The following is a 12604-nucleotide window of genomic DNA, read 5'->3' as shown; positions in this document are numbered from 1 at the left end:
AAAAACAATTTTTTATTCTATCAATTAAAAATAACTCATAAAACAGTAAAAGTTCTTAGCTCTAATTTTTATATAATTTATATTTGTGCCTTATTTAATAATAAAATAAATGGAGTTTTTAAACGCAACTTATTTAGCACTTTTCTTAATTATTTCTATCGGGTTTATAATTGGAAACATAAAAATTAAAGGCATTTCGCTTGATATTTCTGCTATCATATTTGTAGCATTATTATTTGGTCATCTTGGGGTTTCATTGCCAGATATATTACAAAAAATTGGATTAATCTTATTTATTTACACAATAGGGTTGCAGGCCGGGCCTGGGTTTTTCGATTCTTTTAAAGAGAATGGAAAAAACCTAGTTATAATTGCAACAATAGTAGTGTTTTCAGCAGCATTTATAACTTTTCTTTCTATTCAGTTTTTAGAGATCGATAAATCTATTGCTATAGGATTAATGGCTGGAGCATTAACAAGTACACCTGGTTTGGCTACTGCCATTGATGTTACTCAATCGTCATTAGCTTCTATTGGTTATGGTATTGCGTATCCATTTGGTGTTATAGGAGTTATTTTATTTGTGAAATTATATCCAAAACTCTTTAAAATTAATATCGATAAAGAGGAAGCGGAATATGAAAAAAAAGTGAATGGTATTCATGATATCATTACAAGGTGCAATTTTAAAGTTGAAAATGAAGGCGTAATAGATAGAACGATAGACGATTTACAGATTCGTGCTATGACAAAAGGAGTTGTGTCAAGAGTATTGCATAATAGTGAAGCTTTCGTACCAAAAAAAGAAACCGTTTTACATAAAGGAGATTACATAAGAGTTGTTGGTACAGAAGATGCTTTAAAACGTGTTGAATTATTAATAGGACCTAAATCCGACATTGAAATTTCTTTGGGTGAAGAATTTGTAGTACAGTCGTATTTGGTTACTAAAACAGAGTTAGTTAATAAAACTTTAGGAGAATTAAACTTTAAAGTTAATTATAATGCAACTATTACTCGAATAAGGAGAAGTGGTATAGACTTATCTCCAAACTCAACATTAAAACTTCAAATAGGAGATAAATTAATGATTTCGAGTTATAAAAATAGTGTTTCCCGAATATCAGAACTTTTAGGTGATAATAAGAGCCAGCTTTCCGATACTAATTTTTTTCCTTTAGCTTTAGGAATTGTTATTGGTATTTTAGTGGGAGGGGTGTCAATAGCTTTTGGAGATGCTTTTACTTTTAATTTAGGGTTAACTGGTGGTGTCTTAATTGTGGCTATGGTTTTAGGAAGAATTGGAAAAACAGGTAATGTACTTTGGGTAATGAGTGGTAATTCTAACCAATTATTAAGGCAATTTGGTTTGATGCTTTTCTTAGCTGTAGTTGGTACAAATGCGGGTGCAACCTTGGTTGAAACGTATTCACAATATGGTATTAAATTATTTCTTATTGGAGGTTTAATTACGTTTGTACCTATGGTTTTAGCAGCTATTGTTGCTCGTATGTTTTTCAAAATAAATATACTAACCCTTTTAGGAACCTTAACAGGTTCCATGACAAGTACTCCAGGGTTAGCCGCTTTAGATACTATGACAAAAACAGATGCACCTTCACTTGCTTACGCTACTGTATATCCTATTGCTATGGTGCTTCTTATTATTTGTACTCAAATTTTAGGACTACTGTTTTAAGCAAAACTTTAAAAAAGGAAATAGGCTTCTAATTTTTAATAACGAGTTTTTATAAGATACTTCGAAATCGATCAAATTAAGGCATGTTTTATTCATGCTTTTTGGGTTAAGGTTTGTTGTTTAATCTACCTTAACTCTGGCATTTCGATTAGCCAATTCCCATGCGGTATGAAAAATTAGTTTAGTTCGTGTTTCTAGAAACGGATAATTTATTTTATCGGGTGTATCAGTTGGTTTATGGTAATCATCATGTGTGCCATTAAAATAGAAAATTACAGGAATGTTATTTTTTGCAAAGTTATAGTGGTCTGAACGGTAATAAAAACGATTCGGATCATCATCTTCATTATAAGTGTAATCAAATTCAATATTGAAATACTCCTTATTTACATCTTCAGAAATATTATGTAATTCTTTACTTAATTTGTCAGATCCAATAAGGTATAGGTAGTTTTTGCCGCCTTCTTCATGTTTTGGGTCTACACGACCAATCATATCGATATTTAAGTTGGCTACCGTATTTTTTAAAGGGAAAATTGGATCTTCATCGGCGTAATATCTCGAACCATAAAGTCCTATTTCTTCGCCTGTTACATGTAAAAACACAATGGTTCTTTTAGGACCTTTACCATCTTTTTCTGCAGCTTTAAAAGCTTCAGCAATCTCTAATATAGCCACAGTTCCAGAACCATCATCATCTGCACCATTATTTATTTCTCCATCATTAGAAATGCCTATATGATCTAAATGAGCAGAAATGATAACAACTTCGTCTGGTTTTTCACTTCCTTCTATATAAGCAATAACATTTTCAGAGCCTGTTGCTTTATTACCGAAATAACTTGATGGAATTTCTTGAAAATAATCACCTTCGGCAATTGGCGAGGGGATGTTGTTGGTTTGGTAATGACTTTTAATAAACTCAATAGCTTTTTTTTGCCCAGGTTCTCCCGTTTTTCTTCCTTCATATTCATCTGAAGCATAGGTATAAAGCATTTCTTTTAACTCGGCAGAAGTTATTGTTTTAGCATAAGATTCTGGATTGGTAATTGTTAACTCGGTGTTTTTTTTATTTTGTGATGAACTACAAGAAGATAATAGTAAGCTGGCACAAACAAGTATGGCTAAATTTTTCATAAATCTTAAATATTATAATATGCTATATTACAAAAATGACTGATAGATATTGATGTTTTGAGTCTATTTTAACAATTCATTATCATCATCATTAACCAAACGATGCTCTTGATTTGCAATTTGCCAAGCAGTAGTAAAAATAAGTTTAGTTCGTTTTTCTAATAACGGATAGTCAATTTTATCTGGTGTATCTGTTTCTCTATGGTAATCTTCATGCTCTCCATTAAAATAGAAAATAACAGGGATGTTTTGTAAAGCAAAATTATAGTGGTCTGATCTGGAATAATAATCGTTCGACTCACCCATAATATTAAATCTATAATCAATATCAATATTAATAAAAGTATTATTAATTTTTTCAGAAGTGAAATGGAGCTCTTTACTTAATCTATCCGAACCAATTAAATACAAATAATCTTTATTGTTTTTATGGACATCATCAACACGACCAATCATATCTATATTGAGGTTAACAATTGTATTTTCTAAATTAAAAACGGGGTTTTTAGTATAAAACTCAGAACCTCTTTTTCCAATTTCTTCAGCAGTTAAATGAAGAAATAAGATACTACGTTTTGGGCCAAAACCTTCTTTTTTAGCTAATTTAAAAGCTTGTGCCATTTCCATAATGGCAACAGTTCCAGAGCCATCATCATCGGCACCGTTATTTATTTGCCCGTTTTCAGATATGCCAAGATGATCTAAATGTGCAGATATTATAATAACCTCATCTGGTTTTTCAGTACCTTCTATATAAGCTAAAACGTTTTCAGAACTTTTAAATTTGTTTGAGAAAAAACTAGTTGGTATAACTTGATAATAATTGTCTTGACCTAAAGGGGATTTAATACCTTCATTTATATAGTATGACTTTAAAAAATTTGAAGCTAGTTTTTGTCCTTTACTTCCAACTCTTCTACCTTCAAAATCATTAGAAGAAAATGTATATAAATGTGTTTTTAATTCATCTGAAGTTATTGTATTTGCATACGTCATAACTAGGCTGCTATCTACTAAAGTTATGCTGTCTTTTAAGTTTTGAATTCTGGCAGTATATTTAGGTTTAGCACAAGTGCCTACCAGAACAAGCATAGAGAGAATACAAGTAAATTTCATTTATAATAAGCAATTACACATTAAATACAACTTACAATCAGATGTTTCTGTTCAAAAGAGAAATTGTAAGTTTTATTAATTATGATGCTAATATATAAAATTTAAGAAGAAATTACTTACTACTCAAAAGAAATACCTTCTAGCTCCTCTTCATCAATCTCAATATCAAGCTCTTCTAGTTCTTCAATAGAGGCTTCTTTAAGTTCGGTTTCTTTGGCTTCTATTAATTCTGTATTAACAACTTCGGTTTTAGTAAAGATAGATTTATAGGTTGTAACTGCCAGAGCAACAATAGTTAAAAGAAAAGTAAATTGTATAATTTTTTTTATTTGTCCAGATTTTTTTGACAAGTAAAAAGCAATTAAGCCAAAAATTAAAGCAGCAATTGCAGGAAATATTGCAAGGTTAGAAATAGGTAAAACAGAAAAAATAACAGCAAAAATGGATGCTATTAAAGCTAAAATTGTAAACAGTTTTTTCATTTTAAAAGGTATTTAATGTTTTAAACCAGAAGCCGATTTTATTTTTAACTCACCCGTACCAACTGGTATTTTAAATTTACCGTAAACTGGTATTTTATTTTCATCGGCAGTTAGCCATAATGTGCCATTAACTGTGTTTGTATTTGCAGAACCTAAAGCTATTTTATAACACGCTTTACTGCCTAATGCAGTAGAAATAGTCTCTTTTCCTAAATAAGTCACTTTTGCTTTAATTTCTTCTCGATCAAATAAAATGGTAAATATTTTACTGGTACCAGGACTTAAACTTGTTAAATCGAACGTTCTTATGGTGTATAATGTCGATATAATATCTTTTGTTCCAGAGCCTAGAGGTAAGGTTTCTTTAACCACCCAGTTGTTCTTTTTTGTTTGTACAGATTTAACGGTTTTAGTTTTATGGCTAAAGGTGTACTTCATATTTTTAAAGTAGCCACCTTCATTAATATCTCTATTATGTAAATAAGGGGTTAGTGTTTTTGGGTTTACATAAGTTTCGTATAAATCTCTTATTTTAAAAAAACTATCCCATTTACTATAGGTAAAAGCGGTGCATTTTAATCGTAAAAGTGTGGCTTTAGATGTTTTAACTGGGCTAGTTTCCATGGTCACTTGGGCCAAATCTGTTAAAATACCAGACATATTATAAGACGCTGTATAAACAAGTTTTTCACTATTACCAATAGCATTGTTTTGTGCGCTAATGGTTATTGAAAATAAAAATAACAACAAAAAAGAGATACGTATCATAAATAGAGTTTAGGTTATAACGTACTGATAAACATTTATTGTGCCGAAAATACAATGCATAAAATTATTATACTAATTTATTAATACTACCTGGTGTACATTTTAACTCAAAATTTGTCAATTCGAGTGTATTTTACTCATTTTTATGAGTCAAATTTGTATAGAGAATCAAGTTTTTGAGTTTGAAACTTGTTCTCGATACGATTTTTTATTAAAAATCACTCGAACTGACATTCCATTATTACCATAACTAAAAATGCATAACGTGTAAATAAAAATACTAGTTATTGGTTTACTGATTTTTGTCATAGTATATAATTAACAGTAAGTGTAAGTTTACTAGGTAATTAATTTTTTATTATTATGAAAAATATACTATTGCCAACAGACTTTTCAAAGAATTCAATTAATGCAATTCATTATGCTTTAGAGTTTTTTAAAAATGAAAAATGCCAGTTTTATATTTTAAACATTCAAAAAGCATCATCTTTTATATCAGATGATATGATGGTGGTAAACACATCTGCAACAATTTATAAAACATTAATAGATGCCGCAAAAAAATCTATAAATAATATAATTACCACCCTTAACAAGGATTTTAAAAACAATAACCACCAATTTCATTCTATTGTAGATTATGATAATTTTGTAGACTCTATTAATCAAGTTATTGTAAAACACGATATAGATTTAATAATAATGGGTACAAAAGGTGCTTCTGGTATAGCAAAAGTGCTTTTTGGTAGTAATACGGTTCGTGTTATGCAACGTTGCGTTGCGCCTGTCTTGGCAATTCCAGATGGGTATAAGTTTAAAAAATTAGAGAATTTAGCGTTTGCAACCACAAATTCAGAATGTTTTAATAGAGGTCATCTAGACGTATTAAGCGAAATAATAACCTTAAGTCATGCATCGGCACATATACTTCATCTAGCAGATCAAAACCATTTAGTTTATGAAACTCATGATAACGAATATTTTTTTAAAACAAATTTCAGTCAAGGCAAGCATGAATTTATAGACACCTCAAAAGGCGATATGTTTAATGTAGTTCATAATTATATTGCAAAACACAATATAGATATGTTAGCCATAATGAATAAAAAACATTCCTTTTTTGAACGTATATTTACTACACACGCCGTAGAAAGGTTTGCCTTTAAAATTGACATTCCGCTCTTAGTAATGCAGTATTAGTAGTCTAACAGCTTCTGGTTAATTGGTTTTTTTTGCTTTATAATGTAACAATTCATTCAATTGTTCGTCATATAAGTATCAATCAATAATCCATCATCATGAGACAAGACAAACAACTTTTAGTTATTACACATTTAAGCCAATTAATTACTTTAGTAACTGGTTTTGGTAGTTTATTACTGCCATTAGTGTTATGGGTAACCCAAAAAGAAAAAGTGTATAAAATGGATACACACGGCAAAAACATTATAAACTTCCAATTAAGTTTAATATTATGGTGTATAATTTGCGTACCCTTAATTTTATTTTTCGGATTAGGGTTACTTGGCTTTTTAGTTTTAGGCGTTATTTCAGTTATATTTCCAATTGTTAACGCCATAAGAGCCAGCCGTGGCGAAGCTGCAACATACCCATTTACATTTACTTTTATCTCTTAATTTTATTAGTTAGTGAATTCCCGTGCAAACGGGAATCTTTTGAGGAAAAGTTCTTCATTCGATTTACGAGATAAATGTAACGCTCACTTTTTAGTGGGCGTTTTTTATGTATACAGTCATTTCGAGTGCCTTGAAGTTACTTTAAGGCGTATCTAGAAGTTGGGCGTTACCCCAAAAAAGGGGTCAGGCTTTCCGTTGCAAGTCCTCGCTCCGTGCCTCCGCTGTGGGCTTTTCACTTCAATCCTTAACGCGCTTATCCGCTGGCTTGTACTTTTCGAAATTGGAATTGGTTTTTTGGGTAAGTTCGTTTAATGTTTATGATAAGAATAGTGCGGTTTTGTGCGCGAGGATTTTCCTCAGGAAAATCAGACGTAACAAAAGATCACGGACTCTCATCAAGCCTAAACTAAGCATTATTTTTATACGACTTGTTGTGCGTAGGTTTGTTTCCTTTAATTACATTTTCAATAATTATATTACAGTATTTTTCTTGTGTGACAGTTCTGTTATTTGGATGGTAAGCATCTATAATAATAGTGTTTTTATTTTCATAACTACTAAAGGGATGAATTGCTGTTTTGTTATTTAAATTTTGAAAAACATCTTTAATTATGTTAAACGTTCCACCACAAATAATTACATCTGGATTATATAATTCTATTTGACTTTTTAGAATGCTTTTATGTTCTTTAAATGCAATTTCTAATTCTGATTTTATAGCGACACTTTTTCCAGGAATTTTCTTAACGTTAACATATGCAATTTTCTTTAAAACATCTATAATGTTAGGGTTGTCGTTAGTATTTTCAATTTCCTCCCAATATAGATTATGAAGAATTCCGAAAGTTGTGTAAACTATAGGATTAAAGGTGCTAGCCCAACCTTTTTTAATTCCTTTTTCAGTTTTTAAATTTTTTATAGCATCTCTTAAATCCCATTCATCTGTATCATTTTCACTATTTACTTCTTTTAAAATCCACATAATTTTAATAGAAGCTTTATCGTATTCTATTAAATCAACAATGCCATCAATAATCGGAGTTGATTGATTAAAATTATTTTTTAAGTTGGAAATTTGTTTAGAAATTTGTTCAATTTCGATGGATTTATCTTTCATATCTTGGATTCACTTACTTACGTACAATGTTCAGCGGATATGAAACTTTAAATATTTTATATCCGACGTTAAACGAAGATAGCAGAAATTTTTTACAAAGTCAAATCAAATTAACGCTAACTAAGAGTTGTTATTATTCAGCGGAAATGTAATGCCAACTGCGAAAGCACCAACGAATTGTTGGACTGATGGTTGAAAATAATAACTAAATCCTAAATCAACGTTATTTTGCTTTCCTAATTCAAGTCCAATTGAAAACGGGATGTGATAAATAATTCCACCTTTATCAATATCGTCAAAAGCTGTTAATGTTTCAAATTTTCCAATTGAAGTTCCAATTCCAATTTCAAAGTATGGAGCAACCCAAGGGATTGGTGCACGAACTCTTGCTTTTCCTCCAAGTAAAAATGCTTTTGATTCTGCTTTCTCATTAGTTGGATTGTCATTTAAATCTTTGCCATTTGAATTTGTCAAAATAAAACCTGCGTATGGTCTTAATTCAACCCATGATGTAACTTTTAGTACTAGTTCTCCTTGTGCAAAAAAGCCTTCATCAGCAACTTCGTCAATACTATTGTATGGTATACTAATACCAAATCCGATTTGGGCATTTATTGATTTTTCTTTTATAAACTGAGCTTCAACTATATTTGAAGTCATAAAGATTATTAATAAAATTAGCGTTTTTTTCATGATGTTTTACATTGTAAATATAAAGTCCCCTTACAATTCTGAAACAAGTTAAGTACAATTGAACTTTATCAATTGTTAAACGAATTTAGCTATTTTTCTCACAAAGTCAAAACAAAAAAAGCAGTAATCTAAATTTAAGATTACTGCTTTAAATCAAGAGTTTCCGTTCTAATTTATCTTGAGCTTAGTCTAGAGGTAGGGATGTATTAGTTATTTTAGATTACGGGCTTAACAAGTACTTGAGGATTTTTTTCTACTCTTAAAAGCCGCTAATTACAAATTAGCGGTAGCTGGGGAATAAGAAACTAAGAAATTTACTGTTTTTATGTGCTTTTTCAGCTTGTAAACATAATAAGGCTTGCAGAGCGATTTATGAACGTATTGTAGCCAAAGGAAAGAGTAAGAAATTAGCATTAATAGCAGTAGCAAATAAGTTGTTAAAACAGGTTATTGCTAAAAGTGGACGGCCTTATGATGAAAATTTTGTTTCAAGATTAGCTTAAAATTGCTTGTTTTTTAACTCAGTTCTTTGTCGGCAGCCGATTTTTCTTAGTTAATAACTTGTTTACAATTTTATTTAAAAAATATTACAACAATTCTTTATTTTTATATATTTGTAGTTGTAAAAAAACTCTGTTCGAGCAGAGTTCTTTATAAGTTCTTTGATTTAAGGTGTTACAAAAATCAAATTTAGATGATTACAAAGATACAAACAAAAATGGATTCCACAAATCGCCGTGGAAAAAGAAGGCAAGTTTCCAAGGATGAATGCTTGTTAGATTTAAAAAAAGATTTACCAAAAATTTTCAAAGCTTTTAATAGAGGTGTTAAGAAGTTTAATAAGGTTTCATCTATGTTTAATCCAGAATCAAAAGTTCGTTTTGATGCTTCTGTTTTAAACACAGCAATAGTTGAGAGCTTACAAGTTGAATTTTCTAATAATTGGAAATGGGGTAAGTACAAAAGGTTTATTTTAAGGTTGAATGACTATATTTTCCTTGTGAAAAAGTTGAACAACAATAATATGCCAATGAATATTAAAACGAAACATGTAAACTCAATTTCTAATCAATTAAGTTTACCAATGTTTAATAGTGAAGTCTATCAGGATGATCCAATATTGTTTTTTGGATATAAAACTGATAGAATGGGGGAAATAGTTTCTCCACAAGTAGTGTATATTGATGAAAATCAAGTTAAATGGGTTGTTACTGAAAATGATGTAACAAGTACAGAAACTTTATTTAAACCTAATACACAAAATAGTTCTGTAAAAGTCTCTTTAAAAGAGCAATTAGTTAGAAGAAAAGCTTCTAATGAATAGTTAATAATCGACACCTTAAATTAGAGAACTAATTTAAAAAGTATAACAAATATGTAATTTGACTTTTAATAAAAACAAAAGGTTAAATTTTATATTTTAGCACGTTAATCTTAATACACCAACACGTTGGGTGCAATTAAAAAATAAATAAACTTACATTGAATAATTTTAAAATTCAAAACCATGAAATTTAATAATTCACAATTTGTATTTGCTAGAGAATATAGAGGAATAGGTCAAACTGATTTGTCAAAAAAAGTTAAAGGACTTTCTCAATCTAACTTGTCTAAGTTTGAAAAAGGATTTGATGTTTTATCAGAAAATGTTATTTATGAATTAATTAATATTCTTGATTTTCCTGTGAATTTTTTCACTAAAACTATTAATAATGATATTGATATTGCTCATTATAGAAAAAAATCAGGTATTACTAAATCTGTAAAAGTACAATTAGAGTCAAATAATAAAATCATTGGTTATTTAGTAGACCAATTAAATGATTCCGTTGATTATCCTGATTTTTCTTTAAGACCATTAGACCCTGAAGAATATACGCCAGAAGAAGTAGCTAAATTCACTAGAAAATTAATGGGTCTCGATAAGCGAGAACCTGTTGTAAATATCTTTAATCATCTTGAAAGTAATGGTGTTGTTGTAATAGAATTTGATGACGTAACAGATAAATTTGATGGCGTATCATTTAAAACAGATAAAGGTAATCCAGTTATAGTTATTAATAGAAAATTTCCTAATGATAGAAAAAGATTCACTCTTGCTCATGAGTTAGGTCATATTTTAATGCATTGTGTAGGTGATTTTCCGAATCCAGCACATCGTGATGAAAAGCAAAAAGAAAATGAAGCTAATCGTTTCGCTTCTGAATTTTTAATGCCTGCTTTTGGTATTCAAAATTCTTTAATTGGATTGAGTTTATATGATTTAGCTCCATTAAAAAAGTATTGGCATACGTCAAAACAGTCTATTATAAGAAGAGCAAAAGATTTACGTGGTATTCCTGATAATAGAGCTACCTATTTTATGATTGAATTAAGTCGAATGGGCGAACGTAAAGTAGAAAAAACACTTGTAGATATAGATAAGCCTGTCATATTCAGAAATGCATATGAGTTACATAAAAAAGAATTAAATTATTCTGATGAAGATTTATCTAAAGCTTTTTCTTTGCCTTATGATATTCTTAAAAAGTATTTCAACTTTTCGGATAAATCTAAGTTGAGGGTTATCGTTTAGTCAAATGGCTGCCAATGTTTCGCGGATATGAAACGTTTAAATGTTTTATATCCAACGTTACTTACCTGCCGGCAGGTAGGTAACTAAGATAGCGGAAATTTTTTACAAAGTCAAGACAAAAAAAGCAGTAACCCAATTAAAGTTACTGCTTTATATAATGAGATTCCTGCCTTCGCAGGAATGTTTTAGTTATTCAACATTACAGGCATAACAAGCATTGTAATATGCTCACCTTCGTCTAAACCATCAACAGGGGTTAAAATACCTGCTCTGTTTGGCATACTCATTTCTAACTGTACATTATCGGCATTTAAGTTATTCAACATCTCAGTTAAAAAACGTGAGTTAAAACCAATTTGCATATCGTCACCTTGGTAATCACAAGTTAAACGTTCTTCTGCTTTATTGCTATAATCTATATCTTCAGCCGAAATATTTAATTCTGCACCTGCAATTTTTAAACGAATTTGGTGTGTTGTTTTGTTAGAGAAAATACTAACACGACGTACAGAATTTAAAAATTGGTTTCTGTCTATTACTAATTTATTCGGGTTTTCTTTTGGGATAACCGCTTCGTAGTTTGGATACTTTCCGTCTATTAAACGACAAATCAATTCTGAGTTCTCAAAAGTGAATTTGGCATTACTTTCATTATACTCAATCGTCACATCGTTTTCGCTAGCAGCCAAAATACCTTTTAAAAGATTTAAAGGTTTTTTAGGCATAATAAATTCAGCAACTTGATTTGCTGTAACATCTGCACGTGTATATTTTACTAGTTTATGAGCATCAGTAGCAACAAACGTTAAACCTTCAGTTGAAAATTGGAAAAATACACCACTCATTACGGGGCGTAAATCATCATTTCCAGCTGCAAAAATAGTTTTGCTAATTGCAGTAGCTAAAACATCGCCAGTTATTACTGTTTTACTTGGGTCTTCAAGCGCTACAGCTTTCGGGAATTCGTTCCCATCGGCGTAAGCCAAAGCATATTTACCGTGATTAGAGCTAATTTCAACCGTATTGTTGTCTTCTACAACAAACGTTAAAGGTTGTTCTGGGAAGGTTTTTAAAGTATCTAATAACAATCGTGCAGGAATTGCAACGCTACCTTTACTATCACTTTCAACATCTAAAGTCGAAGCCATAGTGGTTTCTAAATCACTTGCAGAAACAATAAGTTGGTTGTTGTCTAATTCAAATAAAAAATTATCTAAAATAGGTAAGGTATTCGAGCTATTAATAACGCCACCTAAAACCTGTAATTGTTTTAATAAATAAGTACTTGATACTATAAATTTCATGTGCTTGATTATATTTATTTTCAAAGGTTACATGTAACATTTATGTTGTAATCCTAAGTTCAAAAATGGCCTTAGT

Annotated in this window: 12 protein-coding genes and 1 pseudogene; 6 read left to right on the top strand and 7 right to left on the bottom strand. The window is 30.2% G+C overall.

Features of this window, described 5'->3' with window-relative positions:
• The first annotated feature begins 109 nt into the window (after positions 1–109).
• Positions 110–1699, top strand: coding sequence for an aspartate:alanine exchanger family transporter (locus tag SJY43_RS14680; RefSeq protein ID WP_396601494.1), 1590 nt, complete (start codon positions 110–112; stop codon positions 1697–1699).
• Between the two features lie 120 nt (positions 1700–1819).
• Here the strand turns inward: SJY43_RS14680 and SJY43_RS14675 are convergent, their stop codons facing one another.
• The 4 genes from SJY43_RS14675 to SJY43_RS14660 all read right to left on the bottom strand — a co-directional run bounded on the left by SJY43_RS14675 (position 1820) and on the right by SJY43_RS14660 (position 5202).
• Positions 1820–2836, bottom strand: a complete 1017-nt coding sequence (locus SJY43_RS14675) for a M28 family metallopeptidase (RefSeq protein ID WP_396601493.1) — start codon at positions 2834–2836, stop codon at positions 1820–1822.
• A gap of 63 nt (positions 2837–2899) precedes the next feature.
• On the bottom strand, positions 2900–3952 hold the full coding sequence (locus tag SJY43_RS14670; RefSeq protein ID WP_396601492.1) for a M28 family peptidase: 1053 nt from the start codon (positions 3950–3952) through the stop codon (positions 2900–2902).
• A 119-nt stretch (positions 3953–4071) separates the two neighbouring features.
• Complete coding sequence (locus tag SJY43_RS14665) at positions 4072–4434, bottom strand: FUSC family protein (protein WP_396601491.1); 363 nt, start codon at positions 4432–4434, stop codon at positions 4072–4074.
• A 12-nt stretch (positions 4435–4446) separates the two neighbouring features.
• Positions 4447–5202, bottom strand: coding sequence for a DUF3108 domain-containing protein (locus SJY43_RS14660; RefSeq protein ID WP_396601490.1), 756 nt, complete (start codon positions 5200–5202; stop codon positions 4447–4449).
• A gap of 363 nt (positions 5203–5565) precedes the next feature.
• On the opposite strand from SJY43_RS14660, the gene SJY43_RS14655 reads away from it, so the two are divergent.
• Together SJY43_RS14655 and SJY43_RS14650 are read left to right on the top strand one after the other, a co-directional pair.
• A complete protein-coding gene (locus tag SJY43_RS14655) occupies positions 5566–6402 on the top strand; it encodes a universal stress protein (RefSeq protein ID WP_396601489.1) in 837 nt (278 codons plus the stop codon).
• Positions 6403–6500: 98 nt separating this feature from the next.
• The gene (locus SJY43_RS14650) at positions 6501–6839 is read left to right on the top strand and encodes a DUF4870 domain-containing protein (protein WP_396601488.1); all 339 of its coding nucleotides are present in this window, start codon (positions 6501–6503) and stop codon (positions 6837–6839) included.
• Positions 6840–7245: 406 nt separating this feature from the next.
• Here SJY43_RS14650 and SJY43_RS14645 read toward each other — a convergent pair whose 3' ends face one another.
• Together SJY43_RS14645 and SJY43_RS14640 are read right to left on the bottom strand one after the other, a co-directional pair.
• Positions 7246–7956 (bottom strand): hypothetical protein, encoded by a 711-nt coding sequence (locus SJY43_RS14645; RefSeq protein WP_396601487.1) that lies wholly within the window; start codon positions 7954–7956, stop codon positions 7246–7248.
• 120 nt (positions 7957–8076) lie between these two features.
• Complete coding sequence (locus SJY43_RS14640) at positions 8077–8649, bottom strand: hypothetical protein (RefSeq protein WP_396601486.1); 573 nt, start codon at positions 8647–8649, stop codon at positions 8077–8079.
• Between the two features lie 290 nt (positions 8650–8939).
• On the opposite strand from SJY43_RS14640, the pseudogene SJY43_RS14635 reads away from it, so the two are divergent.
• From SJY43_RS14635 to SJY43_RS14625, 3 genes and pseudogenes are all read left to right on the top strand, one after another.
• Positions 8940–9152, top strand: a pseudogene (locus SJY43_RS14635) (IS110 family transposase); the annotation flags it as partial.
• Between the two features lie 191 nt (positions 9153–9343).
• Positions 9344–9973 (top strand): hypothetical protein, encoded by a 630-nt coding sequence (locus SJY43_RS14630; RefSeq protein ID WP_396601485.1) that lies wholly within the window; start codon positions 9344–9346, stop codon positions 9971–9973.
• A gap of 246 nt (positions 9974–10219) precedes the next feature.
• Complete coding sequence (locus SJY43_RS14625) at positions 10220–11224, top strand: ImmA/IrrE family metallo-endopeptidase (protein ID WP_396601484.1); 1005 nt, start codon at positions 10220–10222, stop codon at positions 11222–11224.
• A gap of 185 nt (positions 11225–11409) precedes the next feature.
• Here the strand turns inward: SJY43_RS14625 and dnaN are convergent, their stop codons facing one another.
• Positions 11410–12528: a DNA polymerase III subunit beta gene (gene dnaN, locus SJY43_RS14620; RefSeq protein ID WP_396601483.1), complete on the bottom strand. Its 1119-nt coding sequence runs from the start codon at positions 12526–12528 to the stop codon at positions 11410–11412.
• Positions 12529–12604 lie beyond the last annotated feature (76 nt).

Origin of the sequence: Algibacter sp. R77976, assembly GCF_044594645.1 — a bacterium.
GTDB lineage: Bacteria > Bacteroidota > Bacteroidia > Flavobacteriales > Flavobacteriaceae > Algibacter_B.
This window is presented reverse-complemented; position numbering and strand designations above follow the sequence as displayed.